This window comes from Promicromonospora iranensis (assembly GCF_028994805.1).
In the GTDB taxonomy this organism is placed as follows: Bacteria; Actinomycetota; Actinomycetes; order Actinomycetales; family Cellulomonadaceae; genus Promicromonospora; species Promicromonospora iranensis.
This window is the reverse complement of sequence record NZ_JAJQQP010000011.1, coordinates 53,288-78,854: the sequence shown is the minus strand read 5'-3', so window position 1 is coordinate 78,854 and position 25,567 is coordinate 53,288. Positions and strand designations below refer to the sequence as shown.

The following is a 25,567-nucleotide window of genomic DNA, read 5'->3' as shown; positions in this document are numbered from 1 at the left end:
TGGTTCTTGTTCGATTAGGTGAACTGCCCCTGGGGTAGGGAGAGTGGACTCATGAAGATCAACGTGGACCGTGAAGCCTGCTGTGGCGCCGGACAGTGCGCACTGCTCGCTCCCGACGTGTTCGGGCAGGACGAGGACGACCGGGTGGTGCTGCTCGACGAGCGCCCGGGGCCGGAGCTCGCGGACGCCGTGCAGGAAGCAGTGAGCATGTGCCCCACCGGCGTCATCTGGGTGGACCAGAACGCCTGACCGGCCTGGGAGGAACCGGCTTGGCCGCCGCGATGTCGGCAGCCGCGACCGTGACCTCTTCCGGCTCCCCGCGGCCGGGCACCGGATCGGTGCGCAGCCGCAGCCCGGCGTCGGACACCTCGACCACAAAACCGATCAGGTCGGTCCAGCGGTGCGCGCTGCCGCCGTCGGACACGACAGGGCCGGTGGGCGCCAGGCGGCGCCTGACGACCACCCGGGTACCGGGCCGGAGGGCGCGCCAGCCGCCCGTCGGTGACGGCGGTGTAGCGAATGTCACGTCGATTCCCTTTCCGCTGCGTGAGACCGGTGGGGATCTGACGGCCTCCCGGGAGATACTAGGATCGCGCCGCAGGACTCGTCCCGCGGTCCGCGCCATGCATGATCCTCAAGTCCGGAAGTGGAAGGACACCCTCGAAGTGACCTACGTGATCGCTCAGCCGTGCGTCGACGTCAAGGACCGGGCGTGCATCGAGGAGTGTCCCGTGGACTGCATCTACGAGGGCAGCCGCTCCCTGTACATCCACCCGGACGAGTGCGTGGACTGTGGTGCCTGTGAGCCGGTCTGCCCGGTGGAGGCCATCTACTACGAGGACGACGTCCCCGATGAGTGGAAGGACTACTACCGCGCGAACGTCGAGTTCTTCGACGACCTCGGCTCGCCCGGCGGTGCCGCGAAGATGGGCGTCATCGAGAAGGACGACCCGATGATCGCGGCCCTCCCGCCCCAGGCCTGACGTGGGTCTGCACGACCTGTCCGACCTGCCCTACCCCTGGGACTCGATCGCCGGCATCACGGCGACCGCGAAGGCCCACCCGGGCGGTCTGGTCGACCTCTCCATGGGCACGCCCGTGGACCCGACGCCCGAGGTCGTGCGGAACGCGCTCGAGGCGGCGTCCGACGCGCCGGGCTACCCGATGACGGCGGGCACGCCCGCGCTGCGCCAGGCCGTCGCCGACTGGTTCGCCCGACGCCGGGGGGTGCCCGGGCTCGACCCCGCGGCCGTGGTGCCGACCATCGGGTCCAAGGAGCTCGTGGGCCTGCTGCCCTCCCTGCTCCACCTCGGGCCGGGCGACGTGGTCGTGCACCCGGCCGTCGGCTATCCGACCTACCTGGCGGGTATCCGCGCGGCGGGCGCCACGCCGCTCGCGACGGACGACGTCGCCGACTGGGCCGGCCGGGACGACGTCAAGATGGTCTGGGTGAACAGCCCCGGCAACCCCACGGGCCGGGTGCTCGACGTCGCCGCCCTGCGTGCCGTGGTGGAGGCTGCTCGCGCCATCGACGCCGTGGTCGTCTCCGACGAGTGCTATGCCGAGCTGGTCTGGGACTCGTCGTGGGACCCGGCGACGGGCGCGGGCGGGGCCCCGTCCGTGCTCGACCCGCGCGTGTGCGGCGGGTCGCACGCCGGCCTGCTCGCCGCGTACTCCCTGTCGAAGCAGTCGAGCATCGCGGGCTACCGTGCGGCGTTCCTCGCGGGGGACGCCGCGCAGGTCGCCGCTCTCACGCAGACCCGCAAGCACCTGGGTCTCATCGTGCCCGCCCCCGTGCAGGCCGCGATGACGGCGGCGCTGTCCGACGACGAGCACGTGGCGGCGCAGCGTGCGGTCTACGGTGCCCGACGCCGGGTGCTCGCCCCCGCGATCACGGCGGCAGGGCTCGTCGTGGAGGAGTCCGGAGCCGGTCTGTACCTGTGGGTGGCGGCGCCGGACGGCCGATCCGGCCTGCAGGTCGCAGAATGGTTCGCGGAGCGGGGCATCCTGACCGCGCCCGGGCATCTGTACGGCGACGACAAGCACACGCGCGTCGCACTGACCTGTACTGACGTGCAGATTGCCGACGCTGTGTCACGCCTCACAGAGGCTTGACCGACGGATTGGAAAAAAAAGAGCTGGGCGCGATACTGTCGTGCCCCAGGTCGACGCTGTCCGACAGCTTTCTTCACAGCAGCGTCCCTCGTGCGCCATCCAGGAAGGAAGACATGACCTCCACACCGGTGGACGGCTCGAGCCGCGTCGAGCTCGCCGTCAACGGAACCTCTCACACCCTGCCTGTCGTTGCCGCGAGCGAGGGCAATGACGGCATCGTCGTGTCGTCGCTGCTCAAGGACACCGGCCTGGTCACGGTTGATCCGGGCTTCATGAACACGGCGTCGTGCGAGTCAGCGATCACGTATATCGATGGTGATGCCGGCATCCTGCGCTACCGCGGGTACCCGATCGACCAGCTGGCCGCCGGCTCGGGGTTCCTCGAGGTGTCCTACCTCCTCATCTACGGTGAGCTGCCCAGCCCCGCGGAGCTGGACGCGTTCACCGAGCGGGTCAACCGGCACACCCTGGTGCACGAGGACTTCCGCACGTTCATGGGCACCTTCCCCCGGAACGCGCACCCGATGGCCGTGCTCGCTTCCGCGGTGAACGCGCTGTCGACGTTCTACCCGGAGTCGCTGGACCCCGCTGACGACGAGCAGGTCGACCTGGCCACCGTGCTGCTGCTCGCCAAGACCCGCACCATCACGTCCTACCTGCACCGTCGCCGGGTGGGCGAGCCGCTGCTCTACCCGGACTACTCGCGCGGGTACGTCGAGGACTTCCTGCGCATGACGTTCGCGACGCCGTACGAGGCCTACGAGGCCGACCCGACGATCGTGTCCGCCCTCGAGACGCTGCTGATCCTGCACGCGGACCACGAGCAGAACTGCTCCACGTCCACCGTCCGGGTGGTGGGCTCGTCCAACGCGGACCTGTACGCGTCGGTGGCCGCGGGCGTCAACGCGCTGTCCGGCCCGGCGCACGGCGGCGCCAACGAGGCGGTGCTGACGATGCTCGAGAAGATCCGCTCGGGTGGCGAGACCGTCGAGACCTTCATGGACAAGGTCAAGAACAAGCAGGACGGCGTGCGCCTGATGGGCTTCGGCCACCGCGTGTACAAGTCCTACGACCCGCGCGCCGCGATCGTGAAGAAGTCCGCCGACGAGGTGCTGGAGAAGCTCGGCGCCAAGGACGAGCTGCTCGACATCGCGCGCGGCCTCGAGGAGATCGCCCTCTCGGACGACTACTTCGTGGAGCGCAAGCTCTACCCGAACGTCGACTTCTACACCGGCCTCATCTACAAGGCCATGGGCTTCGAGCCCGCCATGTTCACGCCGCTGTTCGCGCTGGGCCGCATGCCCGGCTGGATCGCCCAGTGGCGCGAGATGAAGAAGGACCCGCAGACGAAGATCGGGCGCCCCCGCCAGGTGTACACAGGTGCTACGGAGCGCCCGTTCGCCCCGGTAGCCCTGCGCTGACCCCGTCGAGGTAGTCACCTGGCGAGGTCGTCACGTAGCGAGGTAGTCACCCGGTTCACCCCGGGTGACTACCTCGCTGCATGACTACCTCGCTGTACGACTACCCCGCCAGATGACTACCTCGGGCGGGTGGTGGGAGCGTGACCTGATCGTTGCCCTGGGCGGCGATACTTTTGTCGTCGGTGTCATAGGGCGGGGCTAGTTTGGCTCCGTGAGTCGAGCCACCCTCCTTGCCCGCCGGACGACGGCGCACCGCGGGCTGCTCGCGCTCGTCTGGCTCCTGGTGGCGGTGCTCACGGGGACGCTGGGCGTGACCGTCGGCTGGACGCAGGCCGCCGCCACCGCTGGTGCCCGCGACGGGCTCGCGGCCGCCGAGCCGTCCGGCCGGGCGGTGCAGCTCGCCACCCGGATGGCGGACGGCGCCGCGGCCGACGCGCAGGACGCCCAGGTCCAGCAGGTGCTGGCCGACCTGCTCGACGGCGTGCCGCACGACATCGCCTACGGCGTACGGACCGAGCCGCTCTACACCCGGGGCAGTGCGGGGGAGGACCTGGGCCGCTGGTCGGTGGCCCTCCTGCCGGCCGCGTCGCGCGCGGAAGCGCTGGCGGGCGCGGGCGCCACGGGTGTCACGCTCGTGGAGGGGGCGTGGCCCGCCGCGGCCGACGAGGCGGCGGTGCAGGCCGACGCGGCGGAGGCGGCCGGCCTGGCGATCGGTGACACGGTCCGGCTCGGTGTCGACCCCGACAGCCCGCGGGCCAGCGGCACGCCGCTCACCCTCGCGGCGACCTGGCGGGTCACGGACCCCGACGCCGCGGTCTGGCTGGGCGATCCCGCGACGCTGACGGGGTCGGACGGCGCCTATCCCGGCCCGGTGGTGGTGACCGAGAAGGTGCTGGACGCCCTGGACACCGATCCGTTCGCGCGCTGGACGGTCGTGCCCGACGGCTCCGCCCTCACCCCGGGGGACCTGCCCGCTCTCGCGGCGCTCACCGCCGAGGCCGAGCGCGGCCTGGAAGAAGACTCCTCCGTGGCGCCCCTCGGACTGACCGTCACCGGCACGCTCGACACGACGGCCGCCGACCTCGCGGCCGGGCTGGACGCCGCGGACGCCGTCGCCCTGGTGCCGCTCTGCCTGCTGGCGCTCGTGGGCCTGGTCGCACTGGTCCAGGTGGCACGGCTGCTGGCCGCCACCCGGGAGGGAGAGGTCGCGCTGCTCGTCTCGCGCGGCGCCGCGCCCGGGACGGTGACGGCGGCGGCCGCCGCGGAGGGAGCCCTGCTGGCACTGACCGCCGCGGCGGCGGGCGGGGCCGCGGCGTGGGCCGCGCTGGGGATGGTCGCCCGGTCCGACTCCGGCGCCGCCGTCTCCGCCGTGACGCCGGTGGCGGTGTCGCTCGCGGTCGCCGTCGTGGCGGCCGCGACGCTCGTGCTGGTCGCGGCGCTGCAAGCGCACGCAGCAGTGCGCCGCCAGGTGACCGACCGCTCGGGACGCGTGCGCCAGGTCGCGGCCCTGGGGACGGTGGTGCTGACGGTGGCCGCCGCCGCGGTGAGCGTGGCGCAGCTGCTGCGCTACGGCTCGCCTCTCCTGACCACGCCTGACGGCGCCCGCACCGACCCGGCGGCCGCCGCGGCGCCTGCCCTCGCGCTGGCCGCCCTCGGCGTGGCGGCGATGGCCGTGCTCGGCCCCGCCACCCGCCTGTGGGCGGCACTCGCCGGCCGGTCGCGCGGCGCCGTCGGACCGTTGGCGGCACGACAGGTGGCCCGACGGCTCGTCGTCTTCGTGGTGCCGGTGGTCCTTCTCGTGCTCGCGGGTGGCGCCGCGACCCTGGCCGGCGGGTACACCGGTACCGCCGAGCGGCTGCGGGCCGACGTCGACGTGCTCGCCAACGGCACCGATGTGCGGGTCACGGCGCGCGAGAACGGGCGTCTCGACCCGGCGCCCTACCTGCCGGACGGTGCGGGTGCTGCGCGCGCGGTCCCGGACGCCGTCGCCGCGGCCCCCGCGCTGGCCGCCACCGCCTACTCCGACGGGCGCCCCGTGACGATGCTCGCCCTGCCGGCGGCCGCGCTGCCCACGGTGATGCGCGCGCCCGACGAGGTGCTCGACGTCGACCGGGTGGCCGGCGACCTGGCCGGCGACGCGTTCGGCACCGCCCCCGCGCTCCCGGACGGCGCCCGCGACGTCGAGCTCACGGTGAGCGGCTGGATCCGCCCGGTCGTGGGCACGGTCACGCCCGCGGGCGGGCCGCGGCACGAGCTGGACGTGTCCATCCTGCTCGCTGCGCCCGACGGCACGATCACCACGGTCGAGCTGGGACGGCTCACGGAAGGAGACGGCACCGGCAGCACCCTCGGCCCCGAACCGACCACCCACGAGCTGTCCGCCGAGGTGCCGCCGGCCCCGGCGGGTCAGGCCTGGCGCATCGCCGCCCTGGACGTGGACACCGAGCCCGGCTGGTCGATGGCCGACGGGAAGCTGTCCGTGGCTGGTCTCACGGCGGGCGGAGCACCCGTGGACGTGCCCGGGTGGACACGATCCGAGACGTTCGACGGGGCCGACGGTCTGGAGCTGAGCCCCGACGCACCGCCCGGCCGGATCGAGCTCACCATGCCGCTCGGCGACGGCGCGACGGGGGCCAACAGGCTGCGCCTCCTCACCACACCCGAACCGGACCCGATCCCGCTCCTCGTCTCGTCGTCGCTGACGGAGGCGCTGAGCATCGACCCGGGAAACACGTTCGAGCTCACGCTCGGCGGGACACGCCTGGCGGTGGTCGCCGTCGCGTCGTCGGGCACGGTGCCCGGCGCGCTCGAGCCGTACGCCGCCCTGCTGGACCGGGGCGCGCTCGCCGAGGCGCTCGTCCGGGACGTGAGCGACCCGGTCCTCACGAGCGAGGTCTGGCTGGCCGCGGGGCCGCCCGGCGCCACCGCCCCCGCCGGTGCCGTGGCGCGCCTGGCCCAGGACGCGACCGCGGAGGCAGAGGCCACCGGCGACACCGTCCGCGAGCAGCCGACCGTCACGACACCGGGCTACGGCACCACCGACACGGCGAGTCCTGTACGGGTCTCGTTCTGGCTGGCCACCGCCGGCGCGACGGTGCTCGCCCTGGCCGGCGTGCTCGCCGTCGCCGTGGCGACCCTGCGTGAGCGGCGCGGCGAGGTGATCGTGCTGCGCGCCGTCGGGCTCGGCCCCGTCGCCCAGGCGCGGGCGCGCGTCGCGGAGCTGATCGCCGTCGGCCTGGTGGCGCTCGCGGTCGGGGCCGTCGCGGGGTGGGGCGTCGCCCGGTTCGTGGCCGGCGGTCTCGCAGCCGCGACGCTCACCGGCATCGACGCCGCACCGCCCGCCCGCTTCGTCCTGGAGACCACGGGGACCAGCCTGGTGCTGGCCGCGGCGGTGGCCGGCCTCGTCCTGGTCGCCGCAGGTGTGGGCGGGCGCGTCGCCGCGCAGGCCCGGGACACCACCTACCGCGAGGAGGTCCGCTGATGGGCGCACTGTCCGGGCTGGGCCTGCTCGCGCGGCGCCAGCTGCGCACATCGTGGGGCGCCACGGCGACGCTCGGCGTGGTCGCCTTTCTCGCGGCCGGAGTCCTGTCGACCGCGCCGCGCGCCGTCGCGACCATGCACGCGGACCAGGTGGCCCACGAGACGGCCGAGGCCTCGGGGCCGGCACGAGACATCATCTCCGTCGTCGGGGCGGTTCCCGGAGAGCCGCCGGTCCAGATGTACTTCGACCCGGACGAGGAGCCCGCCGTGGGCACCCCTGCCGAGCCCGACTGGTCGCCGTTCCTCGCCAACCTCGACGCCGTACGCACCGAGACGCCGGAGCCGCTGCGCTCGACGATGGGTGAGCCCGACTTCCACGTGAGCGCGATGGACCTGGCCTACACCGACCCGGTGCCCGCGTCGGAGCTGGCCGAGGCCAAGGCCCTCTTCCGCTCGGCACCCGACCTGGCCGACCACACGGAGCTCGTCGAGGGCCGCTGGCCGGCCCCGACGCCGAGGAACGGCGCCCGTCCGTTCGAGGTCGCCGTATCGCGCGCTGTCGCCGACACGTACGGCTGGGAGCTCGGCGGCGAGTACGACACGCTCGGTGGATCGGGCGTCGTCTCCCTCTCGGACCGCTACCCGAGGCTGGTCGTGACCGGCATCTTCGAGACCGCCGACCCGGACGCCGACTACTGGCTGCACCACAGCCTGGCCGCGCGACCGAACGTGCTCAGCGACCCGAACCGTGGCCTCCTGGGCACCGCCGCCGTCTACGTCAACCCGGCCATGCTCGTGCCCCTGACCCTTGGCTGGGCCGAGACCCGGGTCTGGTACCCGGTCAGCGCCGACGCCGTGACGGCCGCCGACGTGCCCCTGCTCCTCTCCCAGGCCAACGGGCTCTCGACCACGGTGATCCCCGTCGCGGCAGGGCCGGACGACCCCGCGCCGGTCCAGCTCCGGCCCGACACCCGGCTCAGCGACATCCTGGAACGCCTGCTCGCGCAACGGACCGGCGTCGACGCGATCCTCGCGGTCCTCACCGTCGGGCCGCTCGGGGCCACCGTCGCCGTGCTCGCCCTCGGCGCGCGGCTCGTCGTGGACCGGCGCCGTCCGGCACTCGCGCTGCTGCGCGCCCGCGGGGCGTCCGGGACGCAGCTCCGGCTGCTCATGGGTGGGGAAGGACTCGTCGTGGGGCTCGGCTCGGCGATCGCCGGGTTCGCGGCCGGTCTCGCGCTCTCCGCGGGCCTCGGGGTGGACGCCCCGGTCACCGCCGGCCAGGTGGCGCTCGCCCTCGCGGCCGGGCTCGCTCCGGCCGTCGCGCTCGCCCTCGCCACGTCCCCCGCCGGGCTCCGAGCCAACCGGGCAGACCTCACGCCCCGCTCGCGCAGCCGCCTGCGCTGGGTGCTCGAGGTGCTGGTCGTCGCAGGTGCGGCGCTCGCCACCTGGCTCCTGCTCTCCCGCGGGGTCGTGGCCGGCTCGGGCGCCGCGACCGGCGTCGACCCGCTGGTGGCCGCCGCGCCCCTGCTGGTGTCGCTCGCGCTCACCCTGCTCGCCGTGCGCGCCTACCCCTGGATCGCGCTCGCGGTCGAGCGGGCGCTCGCACCACGGCGCGACCTCGTCCCGTTCCTCGGCGCCGCCCGCGCCACGCGCGACCCCGCCGGAGGCCCCGTCCCGGCGGTCGCGCTCGTCCTCGCAGTGTCCGTCGCAGCGACCTCCGCGGTGCTGTACTCGACGGTCGCCGGCGGAGTGGTGCGTGAGGCCTGGCGCGCGACCGGCGCCGATCTCCGGATCTCCGGCCCGATCGTCGACGAGCCGGCGGCCGAGCAGATCGGTGGGATCCACGGCGTCGAGGCGGTCGTCCCCGTCAGCGACCTGGGCGACGGAGTGCTGCAGAGCGACAGCGCGTCCCCACGAGCCAAGGTCTACACGGTGGACGCGGCGGCGCTCGCGATCGCCCAGGCCGACGTGGCCGGAGCACCCGAGACGCTCGACGAGCTGACCCGGGCGACCGGCTCTCGCGGGGCGGAGGACGCCGTGCCCGTGATCCTCACCCGGTCGGCCGCCGGACCTGGCGTCGGCCCGGGCAGCACCGGGATCACGCTCGCGACCCAGGAGGGCAGCGTCCCCGTGACGGTGGTCGACGTGGTCGACGAGCTGCCCGGCCTGCCCGCCGGCCGCTCCCTCGTCCTCGCCGACATGGAGCGGCTCACCGCGGGCACGGGCGACACCGCCTACGCGCGGCTCGCGCTCGTCGACCTGGCCGACGACGCCGACCGCTCCGCAGTCACCGCCGAGATCACGCGCCTGCTGCCGTCGTCCGTGGTGGAGGACCCGGACCAGGAGGCAGAGGAGCTGCTGTCGTCGCCCGTCTCGGGCGGCCTGGTCGTCGCCTTCGTGCTGGCGGTGCTGCTCGCCGGGCTGCTCTGCTCGGCGGCGGTCGTGATGACGCTGATGCTCGCCGCGCCCGCCCGCGCCCGGCTGCTCGCGGTGCTGCAGACGCTCGGCCTGTCGCCACGCCAGGGGCGCGGGCTCGTCGGCTGGGAGATCGGGCCGTGGACGGTGGTGGCGCTCGCGGTGGGTGCCGTGCTCGGCATGGCCGTGCCGTCGCTCGTGCTGGCCGCGGTGGACGTCACGGCGCTGACCGGGGGCACCCTGCAGCCCGCACCCCGGTACGACCCGCTGCTGCTCGGTGCGGCCGCCGCGGGGTTCGTCGTGGTGGTGCTCGCTTCCGTCGGCGTCGCGGCGGCGCTGAGCCGGCGCGGCGAGGTCGCCGCGCAGCTCCGGATGGGCGGCGACGACTGACGATGACTGACATGACGACCGTGGACCCAGGCGTCCGAGAGGAGACCCGATGAGCACGACCTTCGAGCTGACGGGCGGCGGCGCGCCGTCGTCGGCCGAGCCGGCGGGCGGCGGCGAGATCCGGTGCGGCGACCTGGTCCGGATCTTCGCCACCGACGGCGTCGAGGTGCAGGCCCTGCAGGGCCTCACGCTGAGCGTCGACCCGGGGGAGATCGTCGCCGTCGTCGGCGCGTCCGGGTCCGGCAAGTCCACGCTGCTGACGATCCTCTCCGGTCTGGACACGCCGACGGGTGGGTCCGCGGTGGTGGCCGGCACCGACCTGCTGACCATGGGGCACGCCGAGCGGGTGCGCTACCAGCGGTCGACCGTCGGCTTCGTCTGGCAGCAGACCTCGCGCAACCTCCTGCCGTACCTCACGGCGAGCGAGAACGTACGGCTCCCGCTGGAGCTGGCGGGCGCGCTGCCGCGCCGCGAGCGGTCCCGCCGGGTCGAGGCGCTGCTCGAGCTGCTGGAGGTCGGCCACGTGGCCGGCCGGCGCCCGGGTGAGATGTCCGGCGGGGAGCAGCAGCGGACGGCGATCGCCGTCGCCGTGGCGAACAACCCGCGCGTGCTGCTGGCGGACGAGCCCACCGGTGAGCTGGACGAGGCCACCTCCGTCGAGGTGCTGGAGGCCCTGCGCGGCGTGAACCGCGAGACGGGCGTGACCACGCTCGTCGTCACGCACGACCCGACGGTGTCCGAGCACGTGGCGCGCACCGTCCAGATCCGCGACGGCCGCACCTCGACGGAGACGCTGCGGCGCACGGAGACCGACGAGCACGGGCAGGCGCGGCACGTGTCGGAGGAGTTCGCGGTGCTCGACCGGGTGGGCCGCCTGCAGCTGCCGCAGGACTTCGTGCACGCGCTCGACCTGCGCGACCGGGTGCGGCTGGCACTCGAGCCGGACCACGTGGGCGTCTGGCCGGCGGCGCCTGCCGCGGCGCCGGCCCCGGCGATCCAGCGGACGAGCGAGGAGGACCGATGACCGCCACCGCCCCGGCGCGCACCGTGCTGCGCGCGCAAGGCCTCTCCCGGGTGTTCGGGACCGGGGCAGGCGAGGTGCGCGCGCTGTCGGACGCGTCGCTCGAGGTCGCGGCGGGCGAGCTGCTCGTGGTGCGCGGCCCGTCCGGCTCGGGCAAGACGACGCTGCTGAACCTGCTGGGCGCCCTGGACCGTCCGACGTCGGGCAGCGTGTGGCTGGGCGATGCCGAGCTGACGGCGCTGGGGGAGAAGGCGGTGCTCACCGCCCGGCGGGAGCGGATCGGCTACGTGTTCCAGTCGTTCGGGCTGGTGCCCGTGCTGTCCGCGGCAGAGAACGTGGAGGTGCCGCTGCGGCTGCGGCGCACCCCGCCGGCCGAGCGGGCGGAGCGGGTGGCCGCCGCGCTGGACGCCGTCGGGCTGGCCGGGCACGCCAAGCAGCGGCCGTACGAGCTCTCGGGCGGTCAGCAGCAGCGCGTGGGCATCGCCCGCGCGCTCGTGGCCGAGCCCGAGGTGCTGCTCGCGGACGAGCCCACCGGACAGCTCGACTCCGGGACCGCCGCGGTGGTGATGGACCTGCTCGCACGGGTGGTGCACGATCGGCGTGTCGCCGCCGTCGTGTCGACGCACGACCCGGAGCTGATGGCCCGGGCGGACCGTGTGGTGGAGCTGCACGACGGGCAGGTGGTGGACCGGGGCAACGGGTGAATTTCCTGGTCAACGCCCCCTCCGCGCGTTTGTTACGGTCATGAGAACCACCTGGTCAGAACTGTTACCGAGTGTTACCCGCACGTACCGAGATGGTCACAACTCGGTGGCGTTTCCTGTGAGGTGGTCATCGGCATCTGGGTGGAGCGACTACGTTAGGTCTGTTATCACTGGGCGCAAAGAAGCGTCCGCATCGCTCCGGACGGCAACCCGTCGGACCGGGGTGAACTGCTACCCAGGAGGACACGTGACACCTCGAAAGCGACTTGTGGGGCTCGGCGCATTCGCCCTTGCCTCGTCGCTCGTGCTGACCGCTTGTGGCGGTGGCGGCGGCGGCGACGACACGGGCGACGGCAACAGCACGGGCATCGTGACGGTCGGCAACGGTGAGCCGCAGAACCCGATCATCCCGACGATGACCAACGAGACCTTCGGGTCCAAGGTCACGAGCAACGTCTTCGCCGGCCTGGTCTACTACGACGCCGAGGGCGTCGTGCACAACGAGGTCGCCGAGTCGATCGAGTCGGAGGACAACAAGGTCTGGACCATCACGCTCAAGGACGGGTGGACGTTCTCGGACGGCACGCCGGTCACGGCGCAGAGCTTCGTCGACGCGTGGAACTACGGTGCCTACGCCCCGAACGCGCAGAACCTGAGCTACTTCTTCGAGCCCATCGAGGGCTTTACGGACGTCCAGTTCGCGGAGGACCAGCTGGACAAGGACGGCGCGCCCAAGGAGGGCGAGGTGCCCGCGTCCGAGACCATGTCCGGTCTCGAGGCGGTCAGCGAGACCGAGCTCCAGGTGACGCTCGCGCAGCCGGAGTCCGACTTCCCGCTGCGCCTGGGCTACTCGGCCTTCTACCCGCTGCCCGAGTCGTTCCACGACGACCCCGAGGCCTTCGGCGAGGAGCCGATCGGCAACGGCCCGTACGTCCTGGACACGTGGGAGCACAACAGGCTCATCGAGCTGCGCCCGAACGACTCGTACGCGGGTGAGCGCGAGGTCCAGAACGGTGGTGTCGACCTGGTCGCCTACACCGACGAGGACTCGGCGTACAACGACCTGCTCGACGGCAACCTGGACATCGTCACCAACGTCCCGGCGTCGGCGTTCGGCACGTTCGAGGAGGAGCTGGGTGACCGTGCGGTCAACCAGCCCGCCGCCGTCATCCAGGTCATCAACGTCCCCGAGTACGTCGAGGGCTTCCAGGGCGAGGCCGGCCTGCTGCGCCGCCAGGCCATCTCCATGGCCATCGACCGGGACCAGGTCACCGAGACCGTCTTCTCCGGATCGCGTACCCCGGCCACCGACTTCACCTCTCCCGTCATCAACGGCTGGAGCGATGACCTCGAGGGCAACGAGGTGCTCGACTACAACCCCGAAGAGGCCAAGCGGCTCTGGGACGAGGCCGAGGCGATCGAGCCCTGGGGCGACGAGCCGCTGTACATCGCGTCCAACGCGGACAGCGACCACCAGTCCTGGATCGACCCGACCTGCAACGGTATCCGCGACACGCTCGGCATCGACTGCGAGTTCGACGCGTACCCCACGTTCGACGAGTTCCTCGACGCGCGTGACAACGAGCAGATCAAGGGTCTCTTCCGTGGCGGCTGGCAGGCCGACTACCCGGCGATGAGCAACTTCCTCGGCCCGATCTACGGCACGGGCGCCGGCTCGAACGACATGGGCTACTCGAGCGAGGAGTTCGACGCCAAGCTCGACGAGGCGGCCGGCGAGTCCGACCCCGACGCGGCGATCGAGCTGTACAAGGAGGCCCAGACGATCCTGTTCCAGGACCTGCCGGGCATCCCGCTGTGGTACAACAACGCGACCGGCGGCTGGTCCGAGGCCGTGGACAACGTCGTGTTCGGCTGGGACAGCGACCCGCTGCTGTACCAGGTGACCAAGTCGGAGTGAGCCTGATCACGCCTGGACCTCCGGCGTGACGCTTCGCTCCAGGTGAGGCGGGGTACGCGTGATGCGTACCCCGCCTTCCACTGTGTCGTGGCGCACTGCCGGAAAGTTGTCCGGGAGAATGGTTCGCTGAAACCGCCCAAGGAGAATCTTCGATGCTTTGGTATCTCGGTCGCCGGCTACTGCAGGTGATCCCTGTGTTTCTCGGCGCCACCCTGCTGCTGTACGCGCTGGTGTTCCTGCGCCCTGGTGACCCCGTGGCCGGACTGGGCGGTGAGCGTGGGCTGCCCGAAGCCGTGCAGCAGCAGATCCGCGCCCAGTTCCACCTGGACCAGCCGTTCTTCGTGCAGTACCTGTACTACTTGAAGGGCATCTTCACGTTCGACCTCGGCGACACCTTCACCGGTCGTCCGGTGGCGGAGGTCGTGGTAGAGGCCTTGCCGATCACGTTCCAGCTCGCGCTCATGGCACTCGCCATCGAGACGATCTTCGGCATCGGCTTCGGCCTGTTCGCCGGCATGCGCAAGGGCAAGTTCTTCGACTCCAGCGTGCTCGTGCTGAGCCTCCTGCTCATCGCGCTGCCGACGTTCGTCACCGGCCTGGTGCTGCAGATCGTCGTCGGGGTCCGTCTCGACTGGCTGCCCGTCACCGCCGGCCGAGATCCCGACTTCATCAGTCTGCTGATGCCCGCCGTGGTGCTCGCGACGACGTCGTTCGCGCAGATCCTGCGGCTCACCCGCACCTCGGTGATCGAGAACGTCACCGCCGACTTCGTTCGCACCGCGCGCGCCAAGGGACTGTCGCGCGACAAGGTGACCAGCCGGCACGTGCTGCGCAACTCGCTCATCCCTGTCGTCACCTTCATCGGCGTGGACCTGGGCAACCTGATGACCGGCTCGATCGTCGTCGAGGGCATCTTCAACATCCGTGGTGTCGGCGGAACGCTCTTCGAGGCGATCCAGCGTGGTGAGTCCGTCACGATCGTGACGATGTCCACGGTGATCGTGCTCGTCTACATCGTCGCCAACCTGCTCGTGGACCTGCTGTACGCCGTCCTGGACCCGAGGATTCGTTATGCCTGAGAACCGCTACGACAAGGCCCCGCGTCCGGGCCAGGGCCACTTCGTGGCCGCACCCGAGGACGTCACCGTCGGCGTGGTCGACGCCGTCTCGGTGGACGAGGCGCCGACGAGCATGTGGCGTGAAGCCTGGCGGGACATGAGCCACCGTCCGCTGTTCTGGATCTCGGCCTTCATGATCCTGGTGGTGGTCGTCATCTCGATCGTCCCCGGTGCCTTCACGTCGCTGCTGCCCCGCTCGGGATGTGAACTGGGCAGCTCGTTGCTTCCGCCGTCGAGCGAGCACATCTTCGGAACGGACCGGAACGGCTGTGACATCTATGCCCGCACGCTGTTCGGTGCGCGCGCGTCAGTGCTGGTCGGCGTGCTCACTACGAGCTTCGTCGTGGTGCTCGGCACCACGATCGGCGCCATCGCCGGCTACTACGGCGGCTGGACCGACACGATCCTGTCGCGCATCACGGACGTCTTCTTCGCGGTGCCGTTCGTGCTCGCCGCGATCGTGATCCTCAGCATCGTGCCGACCCGCACCTCGTTGGCGGTGGCCCTGGTGCTCGCCTCCTTCGGCTGGACGACCATCGCCCGTATCACCCGCGGTGCCGTCCTGAGCGTCAAGAACAACGAGTTCGTGACGGCGTCCAAGGCGCTCGGCATGAGTCGTGCCGCAATCCTCTGGCGGCACGTGCTGCCCAACTCGGCAGCGCCGATCATCGTGTACTCCACGGTGGCGCTCGGCACCTTCATCGTGGCCGAGGCCACGCTGACGTTCCTCGGCATCGGCCTGGACCCGTCCACCGTGTCCTGGGGCGGTGACCTGTCCACCGGGCGGAGCTCGATCCGCACCAACCCGGACATCATGTTCTACCCGGCCGCAGCGCTCGCCTTCACCGTGCTCGGCTTCATCATGATGGGCGACGTGGTGCGCGACGCCCTCGACCCGAAGGCGAGGAAGCGATGACCACCACGATCAGCCTCACCGACGGATCCACCGAGGATGCCCCGGTGCCCGCCGAGAAGCGTGAGGACGGCAGTCCGCTGCTCGAGATCCGTGACCTGCAGATCTCCTTCACCACGGCCACCGGGACCGTCGACGCCGTGCGCGGCGTGGACCTCAGCGTCTACCCGGGCCAGTCCGTGGCCATCGTGGGGGAGTCGGGGTCGGGCAAGTCGACCACCGCGCACGCGATCATCGACCTGCTGCCGGGCACCGGCAAGGTGACCGGCGGGTCCATCACGTTCGGCGGACGCGAGCTCGTCGGCCTGAACCGCAAGGAGACCGAGGACCTGCGCGGGAGCGAGATCGGCCTGGTGCCGCAGGACCCGATGTCGAACCTGAACCCGGTGTGGCGCATCGGCACGCAGATCGACGAGGCCCTGGTCGCGAACGGCTTCCAGGGCTCCAAGGCGGAGCGGACGGCGCGTGTCGCCGAGCTGCTCGGCGAGGCCGGCCTGCCCGACGCCACGCGCCGGGCCCGCCAGTATCCGCACGAGTTCTCCGGTGGTATACGCCAGCGTGCGCTCATCGCGATCGGCCTGGCCTCGCGGCCGAAGCTGCTGATCGCCGACGAGCCGACCTCCGCCCTGGACGTCACGGTGCAGAAGAAGATCCTGGACCACCTGGAGGTCCTGACCGCCGAGCTCGGCACCGCCGTCCTGTTCATCACGCACGACCTGGGCCTGGCGGCGGAGCGCGCCGAGCACCTCATCGTGATGTACAAGGGCAAGATCGTGGAGTCCGGCCCGGCGGCGCAGATCCTCCAGGACCCGCAGCACGAGTACACCAAGCGGCTCGTGGCCTCGGCGCCGTCGCTGGCGTCGCGTCGCATCCAGTCCGCGCACGAGCGCGGCACGGAGGCCGCGGACCTGCTCGCGGGCCACGCGGACGAGGTCGAGGCCACGGTGTCGGACGTCGTCGTGGCGAAGGACCTGACCAAGGTCTTCCACATCCGAGGTTCCCGACCGGGCGCGCACTCCGACTTCACGGCGGTCGACGGCATCGACTTCGCGCTGCCCAAGGGCCACACCCTCGCCCTGGTGGGCGAGTCGGGCTCCGGCAAGTCCACGGCGGCCAACATGGTGCTGGGACTGCTCGAACCGACGTCGGGCACGGTGCTGTTCGACGGCAAGGACGTGGCGAAGATGTCCCGGAAGGAGCAGTTCGCGCTGCGCCGTCGGGTGCAGCCGGTGTTCCAGAACCCGTACGGGTCGCTGGACCCGACGTACTCGGTCTTCCGGTCCATCGAGGAGCCGCTCGCCCTGCACCGGGTGGGCGACCGCAAGTCCCGCGAGGCGCGCGTCCGCGACCTGCTCGACATGGTCTCCCTGCCGCAGGCGACCATGCGCCGGTTCCCGAACGAGCTCTCGGGCGGCCAGCGGCAGCGCATCGCCATCGCGCGTGCGCTGGCGCTCGAGCCCGAGGTGCTCGTGCTCGACGAGGCCGTCTCGGCGCTCGACGTGCTGGTCCAGGCGCAGATCCTCACGCTGCTCAACGACCTGCAGGCCGAGCTGGGGCTGTCCTACCTCTTCATCACGCACGACCTCGCGGTCGTGCGGCAGATCGCCGACCTCGTGGCCGTGATGAAGGACGGCAGCATCGTGGAGCACGCGACCACCGACGAGGTGTTCGACAACCCGCAGCAGCAGTACACGCAGGACCTGCTGGCGGCCATCCCGGGTGCGAGCCTGGAGATCGGCGGCTGACGCCCGCACGACCCCGGCCGAGGTAGTCATCTGGCGAGGTGGTCATGTAGCGAGGTAGTACTACTTCGCCACGTGACCACCTCGCCAGATGACTACCTCGGCACGGGGTGTTCTCGGAACAGTGACACGGTCGACACCTGGTGATTTCGATTCGCGGGTAGGATGGGTGGTGCTGCGAGACCGGTCCGCTTCGGGCCAGAGTCCGCGCCCCTGACCTCCCTTCTGGAAATGAGTGCTCCGTGACCGTGCCTGCAACCGCGCCGACCTCGGTCCGTGCGACCCGATCCGACCTGCGAAACGTCGCGATCGTGGCCCACGTCGACCACGGCAAGACAACGCTCGTGGACGCCATGCTGCGGCAGTCCGGGTCGTTCGGCGCCCGGCAGCACCTCGAGGACCGCGTGATGGACTCGGGCGACCTGGAGCGTGAGAAGGGCATCACGATCCTCGCCAAGAACACCGCCATCCGGTACTCCGGCCCGGCGGCCGCGGCGAGCGGCGAGCCCGACGGCATCACGATCAACGTGATCGACACCCCGGGCCACGCCGACTTCGGCGGCGAGGTCGAGCGCGGCCTGTCGATGGTGGACGGTGTCGTGCTGCTCGTCGACGCGTCCGAGGGCCCGCTGCCCCAGACCCGGTTCGTGCTGCGCAAGGCGCTGGCGGCGAAGCTGCCCGTCATCGTCGTGGTGAACAAGGTGGACCGTCCGGACGCACGCATCACCGAGGTCGTCGCCGAGACCACCGACCTGCTGCTCGGCCTGGCCAGCGACCTGTCCGACGAGGTCGAGGACCTCGACCTGGACGCCATCCTCGACGTCCCCGTCGTGTACGCGTCGGCGAAGGCCGGCCGCGCCTCCACCGAGCAGCCCGCCGACGGCGGCCTGCCCGCCAACGAGGACCTCGAGCCGCTGTTCGCGACCATCCTCGAGAAGACCCCGGCGCCGACCTACGAGGAGGACATGCCCCTGCAGGCGCACGTCACCAACCTCGACGCGTCGCCGTTCCTCGGCCGTCTCGCGCTGCTGCGCATCCACAACGGCACCCTGGTCAAGGGCCAGAACGTCGCGTGGGCCCGCCACGACGGCTCGCTGCAGACCGTGAAGATCACCGAGCTGCTGGAGACCAAGGCGCTCGACCGTGTGCCGACCGACAAGGCCGGCCCCGGTGAGATCGTCGCCGTTGCCGGTATCGCGGACATCATGATCGGCGAGACCCTCACGGACGTCGACGACCCGCGCCCGCTGCCGCTCATCACCGTCGACGACCCGGCGATCTCGATGACCATCGGTATCAACACCGGTCCGCTCGCGGGCAAGGGCGGCAAGGGCCACAAGGTCACCGCCCGCCAGGTGAAGGACCGCCTCGACGCCGAGCTCGTCGGCAACGTCTCGCTCAAGGTCCTCCCGACCGAGCGCCCCGACGCCTGGGAGGTGCAGGGCCGTGGTGAGCTGGCCCTGGCCATCCTCGTCGAGCAGATGCGCCGCGAGGGCTTCGAGCTCACGGTCGGCAAGCCGCAGGTCGTCACCAAGACGATCGACGGCAAGCTGCACGAGCCGATGGAGCGGATGACCATCGACGTGCCCGAGGAGTACCTCGGCTCCGTCACGCAGCTCCTGGCGCAGCGCAAGGGCCGCATGGAGACCATGACGAACCACGGCACCGGCTGGGTCCGCATGGAGTTCATGGTTCCGGCGCGCGGCCTCATCGGCTTCCGCACGCAGTTCCTCACGGACACCCGGGGCACCGGTATCGCGGCCTCGATCTCCGAGGGCTACGAGCCCTGGCACGGCCCGATCGAGTCGCGCATGACCGGCTCGCTCGTCTCCGACCGCGCCGGCAAGGTCACGCCGTTCGCCATGATCAACCTGCAGGAGCGCGGCTCCTTCTTCGTGGAGCCCACGCAGGAGGTGTACGAGGGCATGATCGTCGGCGAGAACTCGCGCAACGAGGACATGGACGTCAACATCACCAAGGAAAAGAAGCTGACGAACATGCGCTCCGCCAGCGCGGACAACTTCGAGAACCTGATCCCGCCGCGCAAGCTCACGCTCGAGGAGTCGCTCGAGTTCGCGCAGGAGGACGAGTGCGTCGAGGTCACGCCCGAGGTCGTGCGCATCCGCAAGGTGCTGCTCAACGCCACGGACCGTGCCCGTGCGACGGCCCGGGCCAAGCGCAACTGACCGCCACGCTTCGCTGAGTGCTGGATATTCGCCCATGGATGCTCGTTCCAGGGACGAATATCCAGCACTCAGTGCGTTGGGTGGGCTGCTGGCCGTGCATGCTCATCCGGACGACGAGACGCTGACCACCGGTGGGCTGCTGGCCGCCTTCGCGGCGGCCGGGCGGCCGGCGTGCGTGGTGACCTGCACCCGCGGGGAACGGGGTGAGGTCATCGCCCTTCCGGGGACGACGTCGGAGGGCCGCGCCGGCCTCGAGGGCGACGGACCGGCGCTCGGCGCCTACCGCGAGACCGAGCTGGCCGCTGCCCTGACACAGCTGGGCGGCGGCGGCGACGGTGCGGTCGAGCACGCCTTCCTGGACACGCTCCCGCTGCCGGGCCCTCGAGTGAGCGGGTCGAGCCGTGTGCCGGACGCGTCAGGCGGCGTGCGCTACGAGGACTCGGGCATGACCTGGGTGGCGCCCGGCGTCGCCGGCCCGGCACCGGACTCCCCGCCGACGGCGTTCGCGCGGGTGCCGCTCGACGAGCCCGCCGGCCGGCTCGCGACCCTGGTCCGCGCGCGGCGGCCCGCCGTCGTCGCCACGTACGAGCCCGGCGGTGGCTACGGACACCCCGACCACGTGCGCGCGCACCAGGTGACGGTGCGGGCGCTCGAGCTCGCCGCGGACCCGGCCTGGTGGCCCGACGGCGGAGGCGCGCCGGTGGGGGAGGGCGCGCCGGACGCCGTCGTCGAACGGTGGGCCGCGCCCTGGGCCGGCGCCGAGCTGTGGCAGGCCGTCGTGCCGGCGGACGAGCTGCGGTCGGCACGAGCGACGCTCGCCGCCCACCCGGAGGCGACCGCACTCACCGCACCGGAATCCCTCACGTTCCCGGACCCGACGGTCCCGCTGCCCCCGCTGGCGAGACCCGACCTCGCCGCGTGGTCGGCAGAAGGTCAGGTCGTCGGCAGCTCGGGCTGCCGATCATCTGACGTCCTGCCGATCACGCGGTCCGGCCGGGTGGTGCGGGTGGACATCGCGGGAGTCGTCGGGCGGGTTGTCGGGGGGCTGCGGGCTCATGCCTCGCAGGTCCAGCACGCTACGGTCCTCGCGCGGCCCGAAGATGTGGTCGCCGGGTGGTATGCCCTGTCCAACGGCGTGCTCGCCCCGATCCTCACGTTCGAGACCTACCTCGTCGGGTCGACGGGATAGGCCTGTGGGGCCACCGCCCGGTCAGCGCTCCTGGAGAGCGTCCAGGCCGATCGCCATGGCGGTCACGAGCCGACGGTCGATGCGCGGGTCGTGGATGTTGACGACGTACCGGTCACGCAGGCCCCACTTCTTCTCCACGGAGAACGCCGGCTGGCCGTCGATCAGGAAGTCGAAGTGGTAGGGCAGCCAGTCGATCTCGCTGAACCGGCGGATGATCGCGACCATCATGCTGCGCTCGGCCCCGGTAGCCGTGCCCAGCCCGGGCTGCTCGACGTGCCAGGTGGTGCGGAGCAGCGACTTGGCGAAGTCCTTGCGGAACGAGCCGACCGGGGCTCCACCACCGTCGACGACGTCGTAGGTGGCGCCGAGGTCGATCATCTGGCGGGCCTTGAACCCGAGGACCGGCTCGCGCTTGGTGTCGTCGGTGTAGAGCGTCACCTGCTCGCGGAAGGCCATGCGCTTCTGCTGCGCGAACGCGTAGAGCTCGCCCTCGGTGCCGTCGGGGTTGGCCCCGTGCACCTCGTACTGGTTGACCATCATGCGGATGCGCTGTCGAACGATGAGCCGTGTCTGTGCCTGGAGCGTATTCACCCGCCGGAGTGTGGCACATTCGCAGTGTCCTCCCAGGTGAATGCTGGACAATGGTGGGGTGAACTCACCCCGACGTCACCTGGGACGAACGATCGTGCGCACAGTGCTCGCCGTGCTGCTCGGCGTGGTCATGGGCGGCCTCGGGACGGTGGTGCACCGGTTCGGCGACGAGTCCTGGTACCTCGGCCTGGTTCTCGCGCTGGCTCTGACGGCCGCGGCAGGCGTGCTCGCACGCGCCTGGGCGGGTTACGGCACGCTGCTGGGATTCGGGGTCGGCTGGGTCGCCATGGTGCAGGCCCTGTCGCTGCCCGGTTCCGGGGGCGACGTCGTTGTCCCGGCGGGCGCGCTGGGCATGGTCTGGTCGTACGCGGGTGTGGCGGTCCTGGCGGTCGTCGCGTTCCTGCCGTCGTCGTGGTTCGCCGAGGTGCCAGCACGCCGAGACCGGCCTGCTGCCTGACGTCTGCGGTCCTTCGCAGGCTGGTTCAGGATGGTGGTCAGGATTGATACACAACCTCCACCTCGGGGCGCCCGGTACGCGGCCTTGGGCAGGATTCTCGCTGGATAGGATGCCCGGCAGGGCGACCCCGTCCAGCGGATTCGCCGCAGGTCAGGTGCGCCCTTGGGGACGCGGAGAGCCCGCGTCTCGGGTAGTTGCACGGAGCGTGCCGATGGGTCAGCCGACCGAGCGTGACGAACCGCTCGAGCCGACGTCAGACGAGAGCGCCGGGACGAAGCCTGCCCCGGTGACGCCTCCCCGCTTGTCTCGGACGCGCCCTGGCAGCGTGCCGAGACAGCCGGCGAAGCCCCCCGTACGACTGACCGACCCCGGGGCAGCGCAATCCTCAGTACCGGCCGGTCACCCGACCGCTCAGCCGGCCCCCAGATCCCCAGAGAAGGCCCAGCCCGTGACCCCTTCGGAGCAGTCCGAGGCCCCCCAGGCCCCGCGCCCGCCCGTCGTGCCGCCCGCAGCAGCGTCTGCGGCACCCGAGAACGCCCCCAGCAGCACCGGAGCGGACGCCGAGGTGCCGGCCGACACACCGAGCAAGCCCGACCCGTCGGCCGAGCCCGCGCCGTCGAGCACGCCGGAGGCTTCTGGCGAGCCCGACCCGTCGGCCGAGCCCACGGCTCCCCAGCCGGCTGCGCCGAGCAAGGCGGCCCCGAGCAAGGCTGCGCCGAGCAAGGCTGCGCCGCCGAGCGAGCCTCGGGTGGCTGACAAGGCTGCGCCGCCGGACAAACCGGAGGTACCGAACAAGCCCGCAACCGGCTCCGCGCAGAGCAAGCCGTCGGACGAGCAGGCCGCGCCGACCGCCGATGAGCCTGACCCGGTCGCAGTGCTGCAGACCGTCGTGGAGAAGCTGGCGACGCCGCAGACCAAGGCAGCGGCGCCGAGGAAGGGGTACACGCCGCGCGTCTTCGCGTTCGACCGTCCGCCCAAGACGGCGCCCGCGGCGGACGGCGCGGAAGCCCTGGCCACGCCACCCCAGGCCGTGCCCGCGACGCCGGCCGAGCCTGCGGCGGCAGCGCCCGCAGCGCAGTCCGCTGCCGTCACGGGCACCGGCAAGGCCGCGGACGAGACGCCGGCCGCTTCGGCGGAACCCCTTTCCGACAGCTCTGCCACTGATAGTTCTGCCCGCGACAGTTCTGCGCCCGACAGCTCTGCCCCCGACAGCTCTGCCCCCGACAGCTCAGCGTCCGGAAGCTCGGCGCCCGCGGCAGGGGCCCTCGGCGCCGCGGGAATGGCAGCCGGTGCGGCAGGAGCGGCGGCGGCCGCGGCCGGTGCCGCGGGAGCCGGACCGGCCCCCGCTGGTCCTGCACCAACTGGTCCTGCACCAACTGCTCCTGCTCCCACAGGTCCTGCCCCGGCCGCTCCTGCTCCTTCAGGTCGCGCTCCCGTCGCCGGCCCCAGGGCCGGCTCGTCGGACGGCCCGGTGGGCTCGACCCCGCAGGACGCCACGCCCGACCCGGCGACGGTAGCCGAGGCCACGGCCGGCAAGCCGGAATCGAGCACTCCGGTGCCGCGCACCAGCAGGCCGAGCGCCAGCACGTCGAGCACCAGCACGCCGAGCGCCGCGCGCCCCGGCCGAGAGACGTCCAGCACCGAGCCGTCCAGCACCGAGCCGCCCAGCACGGCGGCGCCCAGCACGGCGGCGCCGAGCGCCCCTGCGCCGGGGACAGCGGTGCCTGGGCAGCAGGCATCGGGCACGACAGGTGCCGGTGCCGCAGCCGCCACCGCAGCGGCGGCGGCCGCCGGAACCTCGGCAGCGGCCGGCGCAGCGGCGAGCACTGCCGCAGCACCGTCCACACCACCGCCCACACCGCCCACACCGCCGGCCCCGCCGTCGGTGCCGCCTCGTTCGCTCCTTCCGCAGCAGGATGCGGTGCCTCCGGGTCCAGGCCCGGGTGCGGTGCGGCCGCCGGAGGCGGGCCAGAACTCCTTCCTGAAGCCGCTCACCGGAGCGATCCAGCGAGTGTCGCGCCCACTGGCCGGTACGCGCTGGGCGCCGGTGCGTCCGGAAGGGGCGCCACAGACCACCTCCGCGCAGGCGCTCGGCGGACCGCAGGGTCCCGGTGGACCGGGCGGTCCCGGCGGTCCGCACGGCTCCGGTGGCCCGCACGGCCAGGGAGCGTCCGGCGAGGGCGAGTTCTTCGGCCTCTCCGGCGACGGCGCCCCGAGCCGGGGACCCAAGATCGCGCTGCTCTCCGTGCTGGCCGTGGTCGTGCTGTTCGCCGTCTACGCCCTGGTGGCGTGGGGTGTGAGCGACAAGGCGCCGCGCGACACCACGGTGGCGGGCGTCGACGTCGGCGGCATGACGCAGACCGAGGCGGCGGCCGCGCTCACCGAGCAGCTCGCCCCGCGGGTCAAGGAGCCGATCGAGCTCACCGCGGGAGAGGGCAAGGCCCAGCTCTCCCCGGAGCCGAGCGGTCTCGCGATCGACGCCGAGGCGACGGCGGCGGAGCTCACCGAGTTCTCGTTGAGCCCGACGCGGATGTGGGCGCACATGTTCGGCGGCTCCGAGCACGAGCTCGTCCTCGCCGTCGACCAGAAGAAGTTCGACGCCGCGGTGGCGGGCCTCGAGGAGTCCCTCGCGGTCGAGCCCGTGGACGGGTCGGTCTCGTTCGTCGACGGACAGCCGGTCAAGACCGACGCGAAGGAGGGCTCACGGGTCGTCGCGAGCGAGACCGCGCGGATCATCCAGGAGCGCTGGATCGTCCAGGAGGGCCCGTTCGAGCTGCCGGTCGAGCCGGTCGAGCCCGCGGTCACGCAGCAGGAGACGGACAACAGCTTCGCGGTGGCGCAGAAGGTCGTGTCGGCGCCGGTCACGGTGTCGGTCGGCGGCCAGTCACCGGTGCTGTCGCCCGAGACGCTGGCCGGACTGATCCGGTTCGAGCAGCGCGACGGCAGGCTCGTCGCCATCGTCGACCGGGAGGCGACGGTCGAAGCCATCGTCGACGGTACCCAGAACCTGCTGGAGGTGCCGTCCGACGCCCACTTCGAGTTCGCCGGCGGCAAGCCGACGGTGGTCGGGGGCAAGACCGGCACCACGCTCGATCCCGCCGAGGCGGGCAAGGCCGTGCGCGTCGCCGCGACGAGCGACGACCGGGAGACGTCGGTCGAGCTCGTCGAGCAGGACCCGACGGAGACCGTCGAGTCACTGGAGGCCCTGGGCGTCAAGGAAGTGGTCTCGGAGTTCCACACGCCGCTGACCAACGAGCCGGTACGCACCCAGAACCTGGTGCGCGGTGCCGAGATGATCACCGGTGACCTGATCAAGCCGGGTGAGACCTTCTCGCTGCTGGAGGCCCTCGCGCCGATCACGCTCGCGAACGGGTACTTCGACGCCGGCGTGGTCGAGGACGGGAAGCACGTGGAGGCGGTCGGCGGTGGCCTGTCGCAGATGGCCACCACCACGTTCAACGCAGGTTTCTTCGCCGGGTACGAGGACGTCGAGCATCACGCGCACTCGTTCTGGTTCCCCCGCTACCCCGCGGGCCGCGAGGCCACGATCTACGTGGGCGCCAAGGACATGAAGTTCACGAACGACACGCCCTACGGCGCCGTGATGCAGTCCTACGTGGCGGGGGGCGAGCTCTGGGTCAAGATCTGGAGCACCAAGCACTACCGGGTCGAGGAGTCCAGCAGCGGCAAGCAGAACGTCGTGCCCACGTCCGTGGTCCACGACTCCTCGGCGGACTGCCAGCCGTACCCGGGCGGTGAGGACGGATTCTCCATCAGCATCAACCGCAAGGTCTACCGGGGCGACGAGCTGGCCAAGGAGAACTCGTTCAGCCACTCCTACAACCCCGACAACCCGGTGGTGTGTGACTAGCGGTCAGGCCTGGACGGCCGACCGGCGGTAGGTTTC

The 25,567-nt window shown here is 71.9% G+C and carries 19 protein-coding genes; 16 read left to right on the top strand and 3 right to left on the bottom strand.

Annotation, left to right across the window (positions count from 1 at the left end):
• Nucleotides 1–51: 51 nt before the first annotated feature.
• Nucleotides 52–249, top strand: coding sequence for a ferredoxin (locus tag LUM46_RS18885; RefSeq protein WP_274995987.1), 198 nt, complete (start codon nucleotides 52–54; stop codon nucleotides 247–249).
• Here the strand turns inward: LUM46_RS18885 and LUM46_RS18880 are convergent.
• Entirely contained in the window at nucleotides 224–526 is a 303-nt protein-coding gene (locus LUM46_RS18880) for a DUF6725 family protein (protein ID WP_274995984.1), read from the bottom strand. The genes LUM46_RS18885 and LUM46_RS18880 overlap by 26 nt on opposite strands.
• A gap of 139 nt (nucleotides 527–665) precedes the next feature.
• On the opposite strand from LUM46_RS18880, the gene fdxA reads away from it, so the two are divergent.
• The 13 genes from fdxA to LUM46_RS18815 all read left to right on the top strand — a co-directional run bounded on the left by fdxA (nucleotide 666) and on the right by LUM46_RS18815 (nucleotide 20,612).
• Nucleotides 666–983: a ferredoxin gene (gene fdxA, locus LUM46_RS18875; RefSeq protein ID WP_020017584.1), complete on the top strand. Its 318-nt coding sequence runs from the start codon at nucleotides 666–668 to the stop codon at nucleotides 981–983.
• Between the two features lies 1 nt (nucleotide 984).
• A complete protein-coding gene (gene dapC, locus LUM46_RS18870) occupies nucleotides 985–2,115 on the top strand; it encodes a succinyldiaminopimelate transaminase (protein WP_274995978.1) in 1,131 nt (376 codons plus the stop codon).
• A gap of 113 nt (nucleotides 2,116–2,228) precedes the next feature.
• On the top strand, nucleotides 2,229–3,536 hold the full coding sequence (locus LUM46_RS18865) for a citrate synthase (protein ID WP_274995975.1): 1,308 nt from the start codon (nucleotides 2,229–2,231) through the stop codon (nucleotides 3,534–3,536).
• Nucleotides 3,537–3,747: 211 nt separating this feature from the next.
• Entirely contained in the window at nucleotides 3,748–7,017 is a 3,270-nt protein-coding gene (locus LUM46_RS18860) for an FtsX-like permease family protein (protein WP_274995972.1), read from the top strand.
• A complete protein-coding gene (locus LUM46_RS18855; protein WP_274995969.1) occupies nucleotides 7,017–9,821 on the top strand; it encodes an FtsX-like permease family protein in 2,805 nt (934 codons plus the stop codon). The genes LUM46_RS18860 and LUM46_RS18855 overlap by 1 nt, the downstream gene beginning before the upstream one ends.
• Nucleotides 9,822–9,870: 49 nt before the next feature.
• A complete protein-coding gene (locus tag LUM46_RS18850) occupies nucleotides 9,871–10,845 on the top strand; it encodes an ABC transporter ATP-binding protein (protein WP_274995967.1) in 975 nt (324 codons plus the stop codon).
• Entirely contained in the window at nucleotides 10,842–11,546 is a 705-nt protein-coding gene (locus LUM46_RS18845) for an ABC transporter ATP-binding protein (protein WP_274995964.1), read from the top strand. Before LUM46_RS18850 ends, LUM46_RS18845 begins: the two co-directional genes overlap by 4 nt.
• Nucleotides 11,547–11,793: 247 nt before the next feature.
• Nucleotides 11,794–13,464: a peptide ABC transporter substrate-binding protein gene (locus tag LUM46_RS18840; RefSeq protein WP_274995961.1), complete on the top strand. Its 1,671-nt coding sequence runs from the start codon at nucleotides 11,794–11,796 to the stop codon at nucleotides 13,462–13,464.
• Between the two features lie 152 nt (nucleotides 13,465–13,616).
• Entirely contained in the window at nucleotides 13,617–14,543 is a 927-nt protein-coding gene (locus LUM46_RS18835) for an ABC transporter permease (RefSeq protein WP_274995958.1), read from the top strand.
• Nucleotides 14,536–15,498: an ABC transporter permease gene (locus LUM46_RS18830; protein WP_274995955.1), complete on the top strand. Its 963-nt coding sequence runs from the start codon at nucleotides 14,536–14,538 to the stop codon at nucleotides 15,496–15,498. The genes LUM46_RS18835 and LUM46_RS18830 overlap by 8 nt, the downstream gene beginning before the upstream one ends.
• Complete coding sequence (locus LUM46_RS18825) at nucleotides 15,495–17,240, top strand: dipeptide ABC transporter ATP-binding protein (RefSeq protein ID WP_274995953.1); 1,746 nt, start codon at nucleotides 15,495–15,497, stop codon at nucleotides 17,238–17,240. The genes LUM46_RS18830 and LUM46_RS18825 overlap by 4 nt, the downstream gene beginning before the upstream one ends.
• A 239-nt stretch (nucleotides 17,241–17,479) precedes the next feature.
• Nucleotides 17,480–19,423: a translational GTPase TypA gene (gene typA, locus LUM46_RS18820; protein ID WP_374726968.1), complete on the top strand. Its 1,944-nt coding sequence runs from the start codon at nucleotides 17,480–17,482 to the stop codon at nucleotides 19,421–19,423.
• Between the two features lie 94 nt (nucleotides 19,424–19,517).
• Nucleotides 19,518–20,612 carry a PIG-L family deacetylase gene (locus tag LUM46_RS18815; protein ID WP_274995951.1) on the top strand — a complete coding sequence of 365 codons (1,095 nt, stop codon included), beginning with the start codon at nucleotides 19,518–19,520 and terminating at the stop codon, nucleotides 20,610–20,612.
• Nucleotides 20,613–20,633: 21 nt separating this feature from the next.
• On the opposite strand, the gene LUM46_RS18810 is transcribed toward LUM46_RS18815, so the two are convergent.
• Complete coding sequence (locus LUM46_RS18810) at nucleotides 20,634–21,203, bottom strand: LURP-one-related family protein (RefSeq protein ID WP_274995949.1); 570 nt, start codon at nucleotides 21,201–21,203, stop codon at nucleotides 20,634–20,636.
• Nucleotides 21,204–21,297: 94 nt separating this feature from the next.
• On the opposite strand from LUM46_RS18810, the gene LUM46_RS18805 reads away from it, so the two are divergent.
• Nucleotides 21,298–21,660, top strand: coding sequence for a hypothetical protein (locus LUM46_RS18805; protein ID WP_274995947.1), 363 nt, complete (start codon nucleotides 21,298–21,300; stop codon nucleotides 21,658–21,660).
• A 411-nt stretch (nucleotides 21,661–22,071) separates the two neighbouring features.
• Here the strand turns inward: LUM46_RS18805 and LUM46_RS18800 are convergent, their stop codons facing one another.
• The gene (locus LUM46_RS18800) at nucleotides 22,072–23,655 is read right to left on the bottom strand and encodes a pentapeptide repeat-containing protein (protein ID WP_274995945.1); all 1,584 of its coding nucleotides are present in this window, start codon (nucleotides 23,653–23,655) and stop codon (nucleotides 22,072–22,074) included.
• Between the two features lie 16 nt (nucleotides 23,656–23,671).
• On the opposite strand from LUM46_RS18800, the gene LUM46_RS18795 reads away from it, so the two are divergent.
• Nucleotides 23,672–25,531 carry a VanW family protein gene (locus LUM46_RS18795; RefSeq protein ID WP_274995943.1) on the top strand — a complete coding sequence of 620 codons (1,860 nt, stop codon included), beginning with the start codon at nucleotides 23,672–23,674 and terminating at the stop codon, nucleotides 25,529–25,531.
• The last annotated feature ends 36 nt before the right edge of the window (nucleotides 25,532–25,567 follow it).

Coding starts and splice junctions, on each gene's coding strand:
- LUM46_RS18885 (WP_274995987.1), top strand. CDS start 52: ATGAAGATCAACGTGGACCGTGAAGCCTGCTGTGGCGCCGGACAGTGC.
- LUM46_RS18830 (WP_274995955.1), top strand. CDS start 14,536: ATGCCTGAGAACCGCTACGACAAGGCCCCGCGTCCGGGCCAGGGCCAC.
- LUM46_RS18865 (WP_274995975.1), top strand. CDS start 2,229: ATGACCTCCACACCGGTGGACGGCTCGAGCCGCGTCGAGCTCGCCGTC.
- LUM46_RS18855 (WP_274995969.1), top strand. CDS start 7,017: ATGGGCGCACTGTCCGGGCTGGGCCTGCTCGCGCGGCGCCAGCTGCGC.
- LUM46_RS18825 (WP_274995953.1), top strand. CDS start 15,495: ATGACCACCACGATCAGCCTCACCGACGGATCCACCGAGGATGCCCCG.
- LUM46_RS18850 (WP_274995967.1), top strand. CDS start 9,871: ATGAGCACGACCTTCGAGCTGACGGGCGGCGGCGCGCCGTCGTCGGCC.
- LUM46_RS18845 (WP_274995964.1), top strand. CDS start 10,842: ATGACCGCCACCGCCCCGGCGCGCACCGTGCTGCGCGCGCAAGGCCTC.
- LUM46_RS18835 (WP_274995958.1), top strand. CDS start 13,617: ATGCTTTGGTATCTCGGTCGCCGGCTACTGCAGGTGATCCCTGTGTTT.